This is a genomic window from Actinoplanes subtropicus (assembly GCF_000721705.1).
In the GTDB taxonomy this organism is placed as follows: Bacteria; Actinomycetota; Actinomycetes; order Mycobacteriales; family Micromonosporaceae; genus Actinoplanes; species Actinoplanes subtropicus.
Genome location: NZ_JOJL01000015.1, coordinates 73,728 through 89,854, shown reverse-complemented (window position 1 = coordinate 89,854; position 16,127 = coordinate 73,728). Strand labels below are relative to the sequence as shown.

The window sequence follows — 16,127 nt, the reverse complement described above, 5'->3', positions numbered from 1 at the left end:
CCGGGCGGCTCTACCGTGGGGGCCGTGGCGATCAGGGACTTCCTCGTTTCCCGCCGGGCGCGCATCACGCCCGAGCGGGCCGGCCTGCCCGGGCACGGCCTGCGGCGGGTGGCCGGCCTGCGCCGGGAGGAGGTGGCCCAGCTCGCCGGGGTGAGCGTGGAGTACTACATACGGCTCGAGCGCGGGCACTGCCAGGGCATCTCCGACAGCGTGCTGGCCGCCGTGGCGCGGGCGCTGCAGCTCGACGACGCCGAGCGGCAACACCTGTTCGACCTGGTGCACACGGCGAACGGCGCGCCGTCCGTCCGCCCGGGCGATCCCCAGCCGGGCGCCGAGGTGCAGCCGGGCGCCGAGGTGCAGCGCCTGCTGGATGCGATGACCGACGCCCCGGCGTATGCGATGAACGGCTGCCTCGATGTTCTCGCGGCCAATCTGCTGGGGCGTGCCCTCTTCGCCCCGCTGTTCGCCGGTTCGCCGGTCAATCAGGCGCGTTACCTCTTTCTCGACCCGGGCGCGGCGGCCTTCTTCCCGGATTGGCGCAAGCTGGCGCACGACGCGGTGGCGATGCTGCGCGCTTCGGCCGGCCTGAGCCCCGGCGACGAGCGGCTGGCCGCCCTGGTGGCCGAGTTGAGCGCCCAGAGCCGGACATTTCGCGAAATGTGGGCGGCCTACGATGTGCGGACCCGGCGCAGCGGCGTCAAGCGGTTCCATCACCCGGTCGTCGGGCCGCTCACCCTGACGTTCCAGTCACTGACCCTCGTCACCGACCCCCACCTGCGGATCGCCGCCGGCACCGCCGAGCCGGGGTCCGAGTCCGAAACCGCGCTCCGGTTGCTCGCCAGCTGGGCCGCCGCCACCCGTACGGAAGGATTGCCGTGACCGGAACAGCTCTGCTGGTGATGGATGTGCAGGAGACGATCGTCGCCCGCTATCCCGACCCCGGCCTGCTGAAGCGCCTGAGTGCCACGATCGGCGCGGCGCGCGGCGCGGGCCTGCCGATCATCTACGTGACCATCGGCTTCCGGCCCGGGGCGCCCGAGATCAGCTCACGCAACAAGGTCTTCAAGCAGGTCACGATCCGGATGGGCGGCCTGGCCAACGAGATCCACCCCGACGTGGCGCCGGAGCCGGGCGACATCCTGGTCACCAAGCGCCGCGTGTCCGCGTTCGCCGGCAGCGACCTCGAGATGGTGCTGCGGGCGCAGGGCATAGAGCATCTGGTGCTGACCGGCATCGCCACCAGCGGGGTGGTGCTCTCCACCCTGCGGCAGGCGGCCGACCTCGACTACGAGATCACCGTCCTCGCCGACTGCTGCCTCGACAACGACCCCGAGGTGCACCGCGTCCTGCTGGAGAAGGTGTTCCCCCGGCAGGCCACGGTCACCACGTCCGAGCTATTTCTCGAGGGCCTGGGCTAGTTCTCCAGGGCCTGCGCTATTTCTCGAGGGCCTGGGCCAGCTCGGCCTTGGTCATGCGCGAGCGGCCGGCGATGCCGCGCCGCTTGGCCTCGGACATCAGCTGCGCCTTCGTCTTCTCCTTGTCCGAGGACTTGCGGCCGGCCGACGGCTTGCCCAGCTCCTGCCAGCGGGTCTCGGTCATGGCCACGCCGTACTTGGCGGCGGCCCGCTTGATCCGGCGGAAGGCCTCCTCGCGCTCGGCGTCGCTCACGTCGCGCACCTGGTCGAAGCGGGCGATGGCGTTGCGCACGTGGCTCGCGTCGGTGAGCGGCTCCTTGCGCTCGCGGGGGAAGGCGAAGGCGCTCTCGCTCAGCGAGTTGCGGTCCTCGGCGTCCAGTTCGTTCCTACGAGTAGCCATGGTCGTGGTCATACCCGATCCCCGCGTCGATCATGCCCACGGCCGGGCCACTAACCTTCCCGCCGTGACACCTTCGGAGGATGAGGTCGTCGGACGAGGTGGCGGCGCTCGTGGCCGACCTGTCGCCGACCCGCCCGCCGGCGTTCGCGGCGACCCTCAACGCCCTCGCCGAGGCGGCCGGGGAGCTCTCCGCCGCGGAGTGGCAGCGACGCTGGGAAAACGCCCATTTGCCCGGGACGCCCGTTCTTGCGACGCCCTCTCCTGTGCGGCCCTCTCCTGTGACGCCCGCTCCTGCAACTCCATCTCCGGGGGCGGCATCGCGGCTACCGGCTGGGGAATGAAGTCCGGCACGAGCGGGCCCGGCTGATACGCCGGGAACGCCGGCGCCGGCACGAACAGCTCGGTCGGGATCCGATCCCGGCGAACCCGGCCGCGCAGCCGATTCAGCAAGCCCATGGCCGGGAACTTTAAGCAAACAACCGGTCACGGCCTTCCACCGAAAAGCCGTAGTCGATCAACCAACCGGGCGCTGGAGGGCGACCCGCAGCCAGTCCTCCACCCCTGCGACGTGCACGGTCGCCCACGAACGGGCCAGCTCCGGCTGGCGGGTGGCGATCGCGTCGAGGATCGCCGCGTGCTGCTCGCGGGTCTTCTCGACCGCGCCCGCCTGGGTCAGGCCGCGCCAGATCCGGGCCCGGGTGGTCGGGCCGGACAGGCTGTCGATGAGCGAGCAGAGCAGCGCGTTGCCCGCCCCCGAGGCGATCCGGTGGTGGAAGCTCAGATCGTTCGCGACCAGTTCGTCGATACCGGCGTCGTCGCTCAGGTCGGCGAACACCGTGCGCAGCTCGCGCACGTCGTCCTCGGTCATCCGCTGCGCGGCCAGGACGGTGGCGGCCGGCTCGAGAATGCGGCGCACCTCGAAGAACTCCAGCACGGTGTCGTCGCGGTGGAAGTCGACGATGAAGCTCAGCGCGTCCAGCAGGAGCTGCGGGGCCAGGCTGGTCACGTAGGTGCCGTCGCCCTGCCGCACGTCCAGCACCCGGATCAGCGACAGAGCCTTGACGGCCTCCCGCAGCGAGTTGCGGGACAGCCCGAGGCGCTCGGCGAGATCGGCCTCCCGCGGCAGCCGGTCACCGGGCCGCAGGTCACCCGCGACGATCATCGCCTTGATCTTCTCGATCGCCTCGTCGGTGACAGCCACGGTCGCCCCCTAATCCCGCCAGAGATGGTAGGTCCGGGTCGCCGTCCCACCGAGTACCTGCTCCCGTGCGTCCACCGGCAGGATCAACATCAAGGTCTCGAGCCATTTCCCGTACGCCGAGGCCAGCGTGGAGACCGGCCAGTCGGAGCCGAACATGAGCCGATCCGGGCCGAACAGCCGGAGCGCCTCGTCCACGAACGGTCGCAAGTCGTCCACGCTCCAGGACTCCCACGCGGCCTCGGTGACCAGGCCGGACACCTTCGCGGTCACGTTCGGACACGCGGCCAGCAGCGCCAGATCGGCCGCCCACGGCCCGAAGCGACCATCTCTGATCGCCGGCTTGCCCAGGTGGTCGAGAACGAACCGCACCTCCGGCAGTTCCCCGGCCAGCCGCGCGGCCGCGGCGATCTGATCGGATCGGATCACCAGGTCGAAGGCGAGCCCCTGCGCTCCGATGGTGCGCAACCCGTGCCGCAGCTCGTCCCGATCGAAATAGCCCGGGTCCTCGATGCCCTGGATCTGCTCCCGGATCCCGACGAGCCGGTCGCCGCCCGGCAGCGCCCGATACCCGCGCAGGATCTCGCCGAGCGAGGGCGAGCAGGGATCGGCCCACGCCACCACCCCGGCGATCTCCGGAATCTCCTGGAGGTAGCCGAGGAGCAGCTTCGCCTCGTCGACATCGCAGCGCCCGCCCTCGACCAGCACCGTCTTGTCCACGCCGTTGGCGATCAGTTCGGCCCGCAGGTCGGCGGGGGAGAAGGTGCGCCGGATCGACTCCAGGCCGCTCGCATCCAGCCACGAATACCCCTGATCGATCCGCCACAGGTGGTGGTGCGCGTCGACGATCACGACGCGCCCGCCGGTTCGGGAAGGGGCGCATCCGGTCGGAGCAGGCCACTTTCGATCAGGTCCGCCCACAGGCCGGCCGGCGGGGGCGGGTCCGCCGCCAGCTCGAAGTTCCGCTTGGCCTGGTCCGGGTTCTGTGCCCCGATCACGACCGACGCGACCGCCGGGTGAGCGCCCGCGAACGCCAGCGCCGCCCGCGGGAGCGAAACGCCGTGGCGCGCGCAAACGGTCGCGATCGCTCGGGCCCGCGTGACGATCGCATCCGGCGCGTCGCCGTACTCGTAGGGCAGCCCGGCATGGGGCTGGTCGACGGCGAGGAGCCCGCTGTTGAACACCCCACCGTTCAGCACCGACACGCCCCGCCGCAGGCAGGCGGGCAGCAGCGAATCCAGGGCCGGCTGTTCGAGCAGCGTGTAGCGCCCGGCCACCAGCACCGCGTCGATGTCGGTGTCCGACACGAACCGATCGAGAACGGCCGCCTGCGTGGAACCGACCCCGATCGCTCGCACCACGCCCTCGGCCCGCAGGGCGTGCAACGCCGGATAGGCCTCGTCGAGCGCCGCCGGGGCGTGGTCCTCCGGATCGTGGATCAGCAGCAGGTCGATCCGATCCAGTCCGAGCCGGTCGAGACTGTCCGCCAGCGATCGCAACACGCCGTCCCGGCTGAAGTCCCACTCGCGCCGGTGGGTGGCCGGCACGACGAACCCGGCCGAATCCTGCTCCCCGGCCGTGTCCGGCGACGGCACCAGCAGCCGCCCGACCTTGGTGCTGATCGTGTACGAGTCCCGCGGCCGCCCCCGCAGCGCCGCCCCCAGCCGCCGCTCGGAGAGCCCGAGCCCGTAGTGCGGCGCCGTGTCGAAGAAGCGCACCCCGGCACCCCACGCGGCCTCCACCGTGGCGAACGCCGTCTCGTCGGAGATCGCCGAGTAGAGGTTGCCCAGCTGCGCACACCCCAGGCCGAAACGGGTCACGGGAGCCGCCAGACCAGGTGCAGGCCGTCGTCCTGGCCGGAGTAGTCGTCCTCCACCTCGAGCAGCTCCGCCATCCGCGCCTGCCACGGCACGTTGGCCGGATGGTCCCGCAGGTAGGCCCGCATCTTCCGATAGTCGTCGACCTCGACCAGGTGAAACAGGTCGAGCCCGTCCCGCCAGATCCGCCACGAGTGCACCCCGGCCGCCCGCAGCGCCTCGTCCAGCTCCGGGGGGATCACGGCGTGGACCGCCTCGTACTCTTCCTCTTTCCCGGCCCGCAGCCGGGTGTGCAGAGCGATCGAAGCCATCAGTCCTGCGCCTTTCCGGAGGTGAGCCGCGCCAGCACCAGTGCCGCCAGGATGATCCCACCGTAGATGGCCTGGATCCACTGGGCCGACACCCCGCCGAGCGTCAGGATGTTGTTGATCAGGCCGATCACCAGCACCCCGCAGAGCGCCCCGAACAGCGTGCCCTTCCCGCCGTCGAGGCTGACCCCGCCGATCACCGCGGCCGCGAAGACCGTGAAGATCATGCCTTGCCCCTGCGCCGCCGCGACCGAGCCGAACCGGCCGGTCATCAGCAACCCGGCCAGCGCGGCCAGCAGGCTGCCGACGACGAGCACGAGCCAGACCACCCGGTCGGTGCGGATGCCGGCCGCCCGGGCCGCGTCCACGTTCCCGCCGATCGCGTAGACCGCCCGCCCGGCCCGCAGGAAGCCCAGCGCCAGGATCCCGGCGGCGAACAGCACCGCGCAGATCCAGATCGACGCCGGCAGCCCGAGCCAGGTCGCGTTGCCCAGGTAGAGCACCGACGGCGGGATGTCGAACAGGTTCTGCCCGCCGGTCAAACCGATCTGCAGTCCACGCAGGACGATCAGCATGCCGAGGGTCACGATGAACGCCGACAGCTTGAACCGCAGGATCAGCAGCCCGTTGAACGCGCCGATCACCGCCCCGGTGAGCAGGCAGATCGGGATCGCGAGGGCGGTCGGCCAGTTGGTGCCGAGCCCGTGGCTGGCGGTCGGGATGACCAGGCCGAGCGCGAGCGCCGGGGCGAGCCCGATCGTCGACTCGAGCGACAGGTCGAACTTCCCGGCGATCAGGATGACCGACTCGGCCAGCACCAGCAGCGACAGCTCGGTCTGCTGCTGCAGCACGTTGACCAGGTTGTCCCGGGTCAGGAACACCGGGTCGATCAGCGCGCCGACCAGCACCAGCACCAGGATCGCGGGCACCAGCGCGAGGTCGCGGAACCGGGCGAGCCGCAGCCGCGGGTGCGGGCGGGGCTCGGCCTTGGCGGTGGCCAGGGTGGGCGTTCCGGTCACTCTGCAAACCCCTTTTCTTCCCGTACGCCTTCCACCGCGCCGATCAGCGTGGCGTCGTCCCAGCCCTTCCCGGCGTGGTGCACCACCCGGCCGTGGAACATGACCAGCACCCGATCGCAGTCGCGCACGTCGTCCAGTTCGTCGGAGACGATCAGCACCCCGGTGCCGCCGGCCGCGGCGCGCACGACCGCGGTCAGCAGCGACTGCTTGGACCGCACGTCGACCCCGGCCGTCGGGCTGACCAGCACCAGCGCCTTCGGGTCGCTGGCCAGCGCCCGGGCGAGCACCACCTTCTGCGCGTTGCCGCCGGACAGGCCGTTGACCGGCTGCTCCGGCCCGCTGGTGCGGATGTCGTACTCCTCGATCATGGCGACCGCGGCCTCGCGCCGGCGGGCCGGCAGCGCTATCCCGGCCGGGCCGAGCCGCTTGCCGATCGTCATCGTGGCGTTCTCGGCCACCGACAGCAGCGGGACGAGGCCCTCGGTGTGCCGGTCCTGCGGCAGGTAGCCGAGCCCGGCGTCGAGAGCGGCCGGCACGCTGCCCGGCTTCGGCGTGGTCCCGGCGATCGTCACCGTTCCCGCATCCGCCTTGAGCAGCCCGGCGATCGTCTGGGCGAGCGCGTTCTTCCCGCTCGACCCGGAACCGATCAGCCCGACCATCTCGCCGGCCCGCACCTCGAGGCTGACGTCGTCGAACCGATCGGCAAGCGTCAGCCCGCGCACGTCGAGCACCACCGGCCCGTCGCCGGCCGACGATCGGGCCGCGGCGGCGGTGACCGGCGCGTCCCCGGTCATCGCCCGCACCAGCTCGTCGTGCGGCAGGTCGTCGACGCCGGCGGTCAGCACGTGCTTGGCGTCGCGGAAGACGGTCACCCGCTGGCACACCTCGTACACCTCCTGGAGGTGGTGGGAGATGAAGAGGAAGGTGACCCCGGCGGCCCGCAGATCGCGCATCCGCTCGAAGAGGCGCTCGATCGCGGCCGCGTCCAGCCGGGCGGTCGGCTCGTCGAGGATGATGAACTTCGCGCCGAAGGAGAGCGCGCGAGCGATCTCGACCAGTTGCGTCTGTTCGACCGTGAGGTCACCGGCGACCATGCCCGGGTCGATCGCGACGCCGTAGCGGCCGAGCACCTCGCCGGCGCGGCGGCGCAGGCCGTGCCAATCGATCAGACCGCGCCGGCTCTGCTGTCGGTTGAGGAACAGGTTCTCCCCGACGGTGAGCGTCGGGATGATCGTCGACTTCTGGTAGACGCACGCCACCCGCTGCCGCCACGCGTCCCGGTCGGCGAGCGGCGGCGCCGGCTCGCCATCGAACGTGACCCGCCCGGAGTCGGCCCGCTGCAGGCCGGTCAGGATGGACACGAGCGTCGACTTGCCGGCGCCGTTGCGGCCGACCAGCGCGTGCGTCTCCCCGCTCCGGAGGGAGACGCCCGCGTCGTCGAGAGCGGTCGTCGCGCCGTACCGCTTGGTGATGTGCTCCGCGGCAACCGCCGTCATATCTGGTTGCCCCACAGGGTTTTGTCGTCGACGTTGTCCTTGGTGACCAGCGGCGCCGCCAACTGGTCTTCGAGCGTGCCGTTGCCGACGTCGACGATGGTCGAGTTGTGATCGGTCGGGCCGGGCTGGAAGGTCTTGCCGTCGACCGCGGCCTTCGCGTAGAAGAGCGCGTACTTGGCGTACAGGTCGGCGGGCTGGGAGACGGTCGCGTCGATCTCGCCCTTGCGGATCGCGTCGTACTCCTGCGGGATGCCGTCGTTGGAGACCACGAAGATGTGCTTCGGATCGCTCGGCGGCACCAGCAGGTTCTTCGACTTGAGCACCTGCAGCGTCGGGGCGAGGAAGACGCCGCCGGCCTGCATGTAGATGCCCTTGATGTCGGGGTGCTGGGCGAGCCGGGTCTGCAGCGCGGCAGCCGCCTTGGCGCCCTCCCACTCGGTCGGCTCGGCGAAGACGGTGATGCCCGGGAACTTGGTCTTCATGCAGTCCGCGAACGCTTCCGATCGATCGCGACCGTTGATGGACGACAGTGCGCCCTGGAACTCGATGACCTTGCCCTGGCCGTTCAGCTTCTGGCCGAGGAACTCGCAGGCCTTCTGCCCGTACGCGCGGTTGTCGGCGCGCACCACCATGTACACCTTGCCCTTGTCGGGGCGGGTGTCCACGGAGACCACCGGGATCTTCTTCGCGGCCAGGGTGGTGAGCGTGGTGGCGATCGCGCCGGTGTCCTGCGGCGCCATCACGATCGCCTTGGCGCCCTGGCTGACCAGGGCCTGGGTGTTGGCGACCAGCTTCGAGACGTCGTTCTGCGAGTTGGTCGGCGGCATCATGTTGACGCCCAGGTCGGTGGCGAACGTGGGGATGTACTTCGCGTACGAGTTCCAGAAGTCCGAGTCGGCGCGGGGGAGGTCGACCCCGACCGGAGGGTTCCCGCTGCTGCTGCCCGACGAGGTCTTGTCGTTGGCGCAGGCGGTCATGGACATGATCAGGACGGCGGCGAGCGCCGAGCGGAAGGCGTACCTCATGGGTGGTTCCTCGATTCACGGCGGTGTGGTGTTTCGAAGAGCGAGGCCGATAGATCGGAGGTCTACCAGCTTTACATGCCCGAAATCAAGAGTTAATCCGGAGATTTCGCTTCATCCATCCGATGAGTACGCGAAGGCGGTCAACGTCTCCGGGCGCATGGCCGAGCTGAAACCGGGGGTCGTCGGGGTGACGTAGCGGCCGTCGCGGACCACCGCCGGGTCGACGAAATGTTCGTGCAGGTGATCGACGTACTCGATGATCCGGTCTTCCATCGAGCCCGAGACGGCGACGTAGTCGAACATCGACAGGTGCCGCACCATCTCGCACAGGCCGACGCCACCGGCGTGCGGGCAGACCGGCACCCCGAACTTGGCCGCGAGCAGCAGGATGGCGATGTTCTCGTTGACCCCGGCCACCCGCGCGGCGTCGAGCTGCAGATAGTCGAGCCCCCGCGCCTGCAGCAACTGCTTGAAAACGATCCGATTCTGTACGTGTTCGCCGGTCGCCACCCTGATCGGCGCGATGGCGCGGGCGATCGTGGCATGGCCGAGGATGTCGTCGGGGCTGGTCGGCTCCTCGATCCACCACGGGTCGTAGGGGGCGAGCGCGCGGATCCACTCGATCGCGACCGGGACGTCCCACCGCTGGTTGGCGTCGACCGCGATCCGGATGCCGGGGCCGCAGACCTCGCGGGCGATGCGCAGCCGCCGCCGGTCGTCGTCGAGATCGGCGCCGACCTTGAGCTTGATCTGGCGGAAGCCCTGCTGGACGGCCTCCTTGCAGAGCCGGCGCAGTTTGTCGTCGTCGTAGCCGAGCCAGCCCGGGGACGTGGTGTAGGCCGGGTAGCCGCTCGCGAGGAGCTCTGCCGTACGCGCAGATTTTTGTCCAGATTTTTCGTGTAATATCGTGAGGGCCTCCTTCTCGGTGAGGGCGTCGCTGAGATACCGGAAGTCGACCAGCTGGACGATCTCCTCCGGCGACATCCGGGCCAGGAGCTGCCACAACGGCAGGCCGGCCCGCTTCGCCGCCAGGTCCCAGAAGGCGTTGATCACGGCCCCGATGGCCATGTGCATGACGCCCTTCTCCGGCCCCAGCCAGCGCAGCTGCGAGTCGTGCACCATCTCCCGCCACAGGTCGCCGAGGTCCGTGTCGACCGGCCGGCCGACGACGTACGGGGTGAGCGCCGCGATCGCCGCCGTCTGCACGTCGTTGCCGCGCCCGATGGTGAAGGCGAACCCGTGCCCCTGGTGCCCGTCCGGGTCGTCGGTGTGCAGCACGAGATACGCCGCCGAGTAGTCCGGATCCGGGTTCATCGCGTCCGATCCGTCCAGCTGCAACGAGGTCGGAAACCGGATGTCGTGCGTCTCGACCGCGGTGATCCGCGCCCCGCTCATGCCGGTGATCCGATGATTGCCGCAGGGATGACGGAGTCGTGAGCCGTTTTCGGCATCCTCAGCTTCATACATCGGATGTCTACCATCCGGCGGCCGCTGTGGGTAGCCCATGATTTTGCGGGTACGCCCGCACGATGCGTTCGGCTGTCCTGGACATCGGATCGAATACCGTCAACCTCCTGGTCGCCGGCGGCTGAGCCGGGACCGGGCCGTCCACCGTCTTGCCCTGACATTTCCGGCAGGCTACGTTGGGAGCGCTCCCATAGACGGATGTCTCTCCGTGAAAGGAAGGCCCGTGTCCCCGCTCCCCGTATCCCCCCGTGCCCGGCGGCTGACCACCGCCGTAGCCGCCGGCCTCGCCACTGCGGCCGGCGTCTGGTTCGCCGCGGGTGCCGCACATGCCGGCACCGTCAGCGGCGTCCTCTACCGCGATCCGGACACCGCCGTGGCCCGCTGGGTCGCCGCCAACCCCAACGACTCCCGTACGGCCGTGATCCGTGACAAGATCGCCAGCCAGCCCGCCTCGCACTGGCTCTCGAACTTCAATGTCGGCACCGTGCAGGCCGACGTCTCCGGCTACGTGAACGGCGCCAACGCGGCCGGCCAGATCCCCGTGCTCACCGTCTACGGCATCACCAACCGCGACTGCGGCGGCGCGTCGGCCGGCGGCGCCCCCGACCTCAACCAGTACCAGACCTGGATCGGCAACATCGCCCGCGGCCTCGGCGGCCAGACCGTCCTGGTCATGCTCGAACCCGACTCGCTCGCCCTGCAGACCTGCCTGAGCGCGAGCGACGTCGCCGCCCGGGACCAGGCGCTGCACACCGCCACGCGGACCCTCAAGGCGGCCAACCCGAACGCCAAGGTCTACCTCGACGCGGGCCACTCCGCCTGGAACAGCGCCACCGACCAGGCCGGCCGTCTGGTGGCCGCGGGCGTCGCCGACGCGGACGGCTTCTACAGCAACGTCTCCAACTTCAACCCCACAAATTCCGAGGCCGCGTACGGGCGCAGCATCCTCGCCGCCCTTTCCGGCCAGGGCGTCACCGGCAAACACCAGGTCATCGACACGAGCCGCAACGGCGGCGCATCGGGGGACTGGTGCGGCGACGACAACACCGACCGCCGGATCGGGCTGTACCCGACCACGGCCACCGGCGACGCGAACATCGACGCGTACCTGTGGGTGAAGCCGCCGGGCGAGGCGGATGGGTGCAAGTACGCGGCCGGCTCCTTCCAGCCGGATCTGGCGTACAGCTTGGCGAGTTCGGCCCCGAATCCGCCCACCACCCCGCCGACGACCCGGCCCACGACGGCGCCCACGACCGCCCCCACCACGACCCCCACCACGACCCCGACCACCGCGCCCACAACCGGTTCCACCGGCGGCTGCTCGGCGACGTATCAGACCACCAGCTCGTGGCAGGGCGGCTTCCAGGCCCAGGTCACGGTCAAGGCCGGCGGGTCGGCGATCGCCGGCTGGACGGTCACCTGGCCGCTCGGCTCCGGCCAGTCGATCACCCAACTGTGGAACGGCGAGCTGGTGTCCACCTCGCCCACCGCGACCGTGCGCAACCTGTCGTGGAACGGCGCGCTGGCGGCCAACGGCACCGCGCAGTTCGGCTTCCTCGCGAACGGCACGGCTTCCACGCCGACCGTCACCTGCACGTCCCGCTGAGGGCCACGGGGCCCGGCCGCTTCCGGCCGGGCCCCATCCCTTCGCCGGTCATCGTTCAAGCCGCGCCGAGTGCGGCGCCGCCCGGCAGCCTGCGATCGCCGGTCCCACGTCAGGTCGTGTTGTTGAGCGCCTCGATCGCTCGCACCGCGTCGGCGCATGTGTGGAACCGCGCGTCGCCGCGGGTGGCCCGCTCGGCGAGGGTGAGCGCGAGTCCGCGCGCCGAGGGCACCGCCTCGGCGATCTCCCGGATGTTGGCGGGTGTGAAATCCAGGCCGACCAGCACCGGATACTCCGCCGCCAGGTCCTCCAGGTCGGCGGCGCTGAACTGGTCGGCGATGTCCTGCGCGGATCGGCCGGCCACCGACTTCGGATTCTCGGCGATGCCGTCCACGAAGTCCCGCGCGGACGGCGTAATCGTGCTCGCGGCCGGCGGCCCTTCGGCCGATGTCGCCGGCGGGGGGCGGGCCTCGGCCGGCCGCCCCTCGGACAACGTGGCCGAGACGGTCCGCTCGGCGGCCGCGACGTTTTCGGAGCTGCCGTGTTGGTGGCCGCGCTCGTCCGGCGACGAACTGGTCTCGCCTTCGTCGTCGCCGTGTGGGTTGTGCGGTCTTGAACGCGGCCTCCGCGGCCTCCGCAACCCTCGGTTGTCGAAGAGGGTCTATGGGTCAGCGTAGTGAGCGGAGGCGATCGGTCCTGCGCGTCGTGAGCGGATGTGCGCGGGTGGCGTGGGAGCATGCGCGGGTGGGTGCCGGGACGTCGCGGACGCGGGAGATTCAGGAGCTGCTCTGGCGGGCGGCCGAGAAGCTGCGCGGGTCGGTGGACGCCGGGCAGTACAAGGAGTTCATTCTCGGGCTGGTCTTTCTCAAGCACGTCTCCGATGTGGGCGCGCTCGGGGTCCGCTGGGCCGACCTGGCCGGCGGCGACGGCGCGAAACTCGACGCGGCGATGGATGCGATCATGCGGGACAACCCGGCCCTCGCGGGGGTGTTGCCGAAAGTGTTCCGCGGGATCGATCAGAGGCGGCTCAAGGAGCTCGTCGCGCTGATCGGAGATGCGCGTTTCGGTGGCGGCAAGCGGGACGTGCTCGGCGAGTCCTACGAGTACTTTCTCGAGCGGTTCGCGCGGGCCGAGGGCAAGCGGGCCGGCGAGTTCTACACGCCGGCCGGAGTGGTGCGGCTCCTGGTCGAAGTGCTCGAACCCGATCGGGGCGTCGTCTACGACCCCTGCTGCGGGTCGGGCGGCATGTTCGTGCAGTCGGCAAAGGTCAGAACCGATCTCGCCGTACGGGGTCAGGAGAGCAACGAGCGCACGTGGCGGCTCGCCAAGATGAACCTCGCCATTCACGGCATGGATCCGAGCGGGCTCGGCGATCGGTGGGGCGACACGTTCGCCGACGATCTGCACCCGGCGCTGCGGGCCGATTTCATTCTGGCGAACCCACCGTTCAACCAGTCCGACTGGCAGCGCGATCCGGGCGACCCGCGCTGGCGGTACGGGGTACCGCCGCTGAGCAACGCCAACTTCGCCTGGCTGCAGCTGATCGCCGCGAAGCTGGCCGACAATGGAAGCGCGGGCGTGGTTCTCTCGAACGGGTCGATGTCGTCGCGGCAGGTGGGCGAGGGAGCGATCCGGGCCGCGCTGGTGCGGGCCGATCTGGTCGCCTGCATGGTGGCGCTGCCGGGAAATCTGTTTCGTACCACGGCGATCCCGGCCTGCGTCTGGTTCCTCGCGCGGGACAAGGGGGCGCGGCGCGGGCAGATTCTGTTCGTCGACGCGCGCGGGCTCGGCACGATGGTCGACCGCACCGAGCGGATTCTCACCACCAGCGACATCGCCCGGATCGCGGACACCTATCGGGCGTGGCGCGGCGAAGCGTACGAAAATGTGCCCGGGTTTTGCTTCTCGGCGTCGATCGACGAGGTCGCCGAGCAGGATCATGTGCTCACACCGGGCCGCTATGTGGGGGCCGTGGCGTGCGCGGAGGAGACGGAACCGGTCGCCGATCGGATCGAGCGGCTGACCAAGGAGCTGTACGCGCAGTTCGAGGAGTCGGCGCGGCTCGAATCGGTCGTGCGCGACCAGCTCGGGCGCCTGGGTGACTGAGCGGCCGAAGTGACTGGGTGGCGGACGTGACTGGGTGGCCGACGTGACTGGGTGGCCGTGGTGACTGGGTGGCGGGGGTGACTCGGTGGCCGGCGTGACCGGGTGGCCGACGGGGACGCTGCGCGATGTGGCGGCGCCGAAAGGCCTGGTCGGTGGGCCGTTCGGATCGTCGCTGGGCGGCAAGGACTATGTCGGCCACGGCGTCCCGGTGATTCGCGGCGGCAACCTGTCCACCTCGAGCGCATTCGACGCGTCGGCCTTCGTCTACGTCACCCCGGAAAAGGCGGCATCGCTCTCGCACAATCAGGCGCGGCCCGGCGATGTCGTCTTCACCCAGCGCGGGACGCTCGGCCAGGTCGGCATCGTCCCGGCCGATCACGAACGCTACGTGATCTCGCAGAGCCAGATGCGGCTGCGCGTCGACCCGGCCAGGGCCGACCCGCGCTTCGTGTACTACCAGTTCCGGTCCCCGGCCATGGTGGACGCGATCCGCAACAGCGCCATCACCACCGGGGTGCCGCACATCAACCTCGGCATCCTCGGCTCGCTACCGATCGTGATCCCACCGCTGGCCGCGCAGACGGCGATCGCCGACGTGCTGTCCGCGCTGGACGACAAGATCGCCGGGAACGAGCGGGCCGCGCGGATCGCCCGGGACCTGGCGGCGGCCGAATTCGACCGGGTGAGCGCCGAAAATGAGCGGACGTGCGCGCTGGGCGACGTCCTCGATCTGGTCTACGGAAAGGCCTTACCCGCGGCCCGGCGCCGGCCCGGAGACGTTCCGGTCTACGGCAGCGGCGGCGTCTCCGGCACGCACGACCGGCCGCTCGTCGACGGGCCCGGGGTGATCGTCGGCCGCAAGGGGACGGCCGGCTCGGTGTACTGGTCGCCGACCGCGTTCTACCCGATCGACACCACCTACTACGTCCGCCTCAAAGACGAAAAACTGGGTTTCCCGTACGCGTACCTCCTGCTCTCGCGGTTGAAGTTGGACACGATGAATCAGGACTCGGCGGTGCCCGGGCTCAACCGCGCGCACGCCCTGGCGCTCCCGGTGCGCCTGCCGCCGGTCGAGGCGATCGCCGGGTTCACCGAGCGCGTTCGGCCCCTCTTCGCGCTGCGTGACCAGCTGGCCGAGGAGAATGACGCGCTGTCGGCACTGCGCGACTACCTACTGCCGCGGCTGCTCTCCGGCGCGCTGATACCCGTACGCAAGAACGGGTTTTGATCTGGTGGTTGATGATCACCACCTTGGTCCGGACGCGGCGTAGGTTGTCGGTATGAACAAGCTCATCAACGATCCGGCGCAGGTCGTCGTGGATGCACTGCGTGGCGTGGCGGCCGCACATCCGGAGCTGAGGGTCGATCATGAGCAGCGCGTCGTCTTCCGCGGCGACGCGCCGGTGCGGGGCAAGGTGGGGCTGGTCTCCGGTGGCGGGTCCGGGCACGAGCCGCTGCACGCCGGTTTCGTCGGGCCGGGCATGCTCGACGCGGCCTGCGCCGGTGAGGTCTTCACCTCGCCGGTTCCCGATCAGATGCTCGCGGCCACCAAGGGCGTCGACGGCGGCGCGGGCGTGTTGCACATCGTCAAGAACTACACCGGCGACGTGATGAACTTCGAGATGGCCGCCGAGATGGCCGAGACCGAAGTGGTCGCGGTGGTCACCAACGACGACGTCGCCGTGGAGGACAGTCTCTACACGGCCGGCCGGCGCGGGGTCGGCGTCACGGTGCTGGTCGAGAAGATCGCCGGCGCCGCCGCCGAGGAGGGTCGCTCGCTCGCCGAAGTGGCCAAAATCGCTCGCAAAGTGAACTCGAACGGTCGCAGCATGGGCGTGGCGCTTACGTCGTGCACGGTTCCCGCGGCCGGCAAGCCGACGTTCGACCTGCCCGCCGGTCAGATCGAGGTGGGCATCGGCATCCACGGCGAGCCAGGTCGCCGCCGCGTCCCGCTGGGCACCGCGGCCGAGATCGCCGAAATGCTCGTCACCCCGATCCTCACCGACCACGACTTCACCGGCGGCGACGGGGTAATCGCTTTCCTGAACGGGATGGGCGCGACCCCGCTCATCGAGCTGTACGTGATGTACCAGGAGGTTTCGACGCTGCTCGCCAAGGCCGGTGTGCAGGTCGCCCGCACGCTGGTCGGGCCGTACATCACGAGCCTCGACATGGCCGGTTGCTCGGTCACCCTGGTCAAGGCGGACGACGAGATCCTGCGTCTGTGGGACGCGCCGGTGCGTACGCCCGCATTGCGCTGGGGAGTCTGAGGC

At 70.3% G+C, this 16,127-nt stretch carries 16 protein-coding genes; 6 read left to right on the top strand and 10 right to left on the bottom strand.

Annotation, left to right across the window (positions count from 1 at the left end):
• Window positions 1-24 precede the first annotated feature (24 nt).
• Together IH26_RS0121495 and IH26_RS0121490 are read left to right on the top strand one after the other, a co-directional pair.
• Window positions 25-879: a helix-turn-helix domain-containing protein gene (locus tag IH26_RS0121495; protein ID WP_051808375.1), complete on the top strand. Its 855-nt coding sequence runs from the start codon at window positions 25-27 to the stop codon at window positions 877-879.
• The gene (locus tag IH26_RS0121490; protein WP_030438018.1) at window positions 876-1,418 is read left to right on the top strand and encodes a cysteine hydrolase family protein; all 543 of its coding nucleotides are present in this window, start codon (window positions 876-878) and stop codon (window positions 1,416-1,418) included. The genes IH26_RS0121495 and IH26_RS0121490 overlap by 4 nt, the downstream gene beginning before the upstream one ends.
• A 16-nt stretch (window positions 1,419-1,434) precedes the next feature.
• Here IH26_RS0121490 and IH26_RS53780 read toward each other — a convergent pair whose 3' ends face one another.
• From IH26_RS53780 to IH26_RS0121445, 9 genes are all read right to left on the bottom strand, one after another.
• A complete protein-coding gene (locus tag IH26_RS53780; RefSeq protein ID WP_034215801.1) occupies window positions 1,435-1,815 on the bottom strand; it encodes a DUF6582 domain-containing protein in 381 nt (126 codons plus the stop codon).
• A 514-nt stretch (window positions 1,816-2,329) separates the two neighbouring features.
• Window positions 2,330-3,016 carry a FadR/GntR family transcriptional regulator gene (locus IH26_RS0121480; RefSeq protein WP_030438016.1) on the bottom strand — a complete coding sequence of 229 codons (687 nt, stop codon included), beginning with the start codon at window positions 3,014-3,016 and terminating at the stop codon, window positions 2,330-2,332.
• A gap of 9 nt (window positions 3,017-3,025) precedes the next feature.
• Complete coding sequence (locus IH26_RS0121475) at window positions 3,026-3,865, bottom strand: amidohydrolase family protein (RefSeq protein WP_030438015.1); 840 nt, start codon at window positions 3,863-3,865, stop codon at window positions 3,026-3,028.
• A complete protein-coding gene (locus IH26_RS0121470) occupies window positions 3,862-4,833 on the bottom strand; it encodes an aldo/keto reductase (protein ID WP_211268722.1) in 972 nt (323 codons plus the stop codon). Before IH26_RS0121470 ends, IH26_RS0121475 begins: the two co-directional genes overlap by 4 nt.
• Window positions 4,830-5,141, bottom strand: a complete 312-nt coding sequence (locus IH26_RS0121465; RefSeq protein ID WP_030438013.1) for an L-rhamnose mutarotase — start codon at window positions 5,139-5,141, stop codon at window positions 4,830-4,832. Before IH26_RS0121465 ends, IH26_RS0121470 begins: the two co-directional genes overlap by 4 nt.
• Entirely contained in the window at window positions 5,141-6,157 is a 1,017-nt protein-coding gene (locus tag IH26_RS0121460; protein WP_030438012.1) for an ABC transporter permease, read from the bottom strand. Before IH26_RS0121460 ends, IH26_RS0121465 begins: the two co-directional genes overlap by 1 nt.
• Window positions 6,154-7,653, bottom strand: coding sequence for a sugar ABC transporter ATP-binding protein (locus IH26_RS0121455; protein WP_034215800.1), 1,500 nt, complete (start codon window positions 7,651-7,653; stop codon window positions 6,154-6,156). Before IH26_RS0121455 ends, IH26_RS0121460 begins: the two co-directional genes overlap by 4 nt.
• Window positions 7,650-8,678, bottom strand: a complete 1,029-nt coding sequence (locus tag IH26_RS0121450) for a sugar ABC transporter substrate-binding protein (RefSeq protein ID WP_030438010.1) — start codon at window positions 8,676-8,678, stop codon at window positions 7,650-7,652. Before IH26_RS0121450 ends, IH26_RS0121455 begins: the two co-directional genes overlap by 4 nt.
• 111 nt (window positions 8,679-8,789) lie before the next feature.
• Complete coding sequence (locus IH26_RS0121445) at window positions 8,790-10,073, bottom strand: enolase C-terminal domain-like protein (RefSeq protein WP_030438009.1); 1,284 nt, start codon at window positions 10,071-10,073, stop codon at window positions 8,790-8,792.
• Window positions 10,074-10,368: 295 nt separating this feature from the next.
• Here IH26_RS0121445 and IH26_RS0121440 point away from each other — a divergent pair, with 295 nt between their 5' ends.
• The gene (locus IH26_RS0121440) at window positions 10,369-11,751 is read left to right on the top strand and encodes a glycoside hydrolase family 6 protein (RefSeq protein ID WP_030438008.1); all 1,383 of its coding nucleotides are present in this window, start codon (window positions 10,369-10,371) and stop codon (window positions 11,749-11,751) included.
• Window positions 11,752-11,860: 109 nt separating this feature from the next.
• Here the strand turns inward: IH26_RS0121440 and IH26_RS0121435 are convergent, their stop codons facing one another.
• Window positions 11,861-12,388: a hypothetical protein gene (locus tag IH26_RS0121435; protein WP_030438007.1), complete on the bottom strand. Its 528-nt coding sequence runs from the start codon at window positions 12,386-12,388 to the stop codon at window positions 11,861-11,863.
• 104 nt (window positions 12,389-12,492) lie between these two features.
• Between IH26_RS0121435 and IH26_RS0121430 the strand changes: the two genes are divergently transcribed.
• The 3 genes from IH26_RS0121430 (at window position 12,493) to dhaK (ending at window position 16,124) form a co-directional block, all read left to right on the top strand.
• Entirely contained in the window at window positions 12,493-13,854 is a 1,362-nt protein-coding gene (locus IH26_RS0121430; RefSeq protein ID WP_245665351.1) for a type I restriction-modification system subunit M, read from the top strand.
• Window positions 13,855-13,948: 94 nt separating this feature from the next.
• On the top strand, window positions 13,949-15,082 hold the full coding sequence (locus IH26_RS0121425) for a restriction endonuclease subunit S (RefSeq protein ID WP_030438005.1): 1,134 nt from the start codon (window positions 13,949-13,951) through the stop codon (window positions 15,080-15,082).
• Between the two features lie 52 nt (window positions 15,083-15,134).
• Window positions 15,135-16,124 carry a dihydroxyacetone kinase subunit DhaK gene (dhaK, locus tag IH26_RS0121420; protein WP_030438004.1) on the top strand — a complete coding sequence of 330 codons (990 nt, stop codon included), beginning with the start codon at window positions 15,135-15,137 and terminating at the stop codon, window positions 16,122-16,124.
• Window positions 16,125-16,127 lie beyond the last annotated feature (3 nt).

Bases quoted from the DNA above. Each gene is read 5' to 3' on its own strand.
- IH26_RS53780 (WP_034215801.1), bottom strand. From the start codon at position 1,815: ATGGCTACTCGTAGGAACGAACTGGACGCCGAGGACCGCAACTCGCTG.
- IH26_RS0121465 (WP_030438013.1), bottom strand. From the start codon at position 5,141: ATGGCTTCGATCGCTCTGCACACCCGGCTGCGGGCCGGGAAAGAGGAA.
- IH26_RS0121455 (WP_034215800.1), bottom strand. From the start codon at position 7,653: ATGACGGCGGTTGCCGCGGAGCACATCACCAAGCGGTACGGCGCGACG.
- IH26_RS0121450 (WP_030438010.1), bottom strand. From the start codon at position 8,678: ATGAGGTACGCCTTCCGCTCGGCGCTCGCCGCCGTCCTGATCATGTCC.
- IH26_RS0121445 (WP_030438009.1), bottom strand. From the start codon at position 10,073: ATGAGCGGGGCGCGGATCACCGCGGTCGAGACGCACGACATCCGGTTT.
- dhaK (WP_030438004.1), top strand. From the start codon at position 15,135: ATGAACAAGCTCATCAACGATCCGGCGCAGGTCGTCGTGGATGCACTG.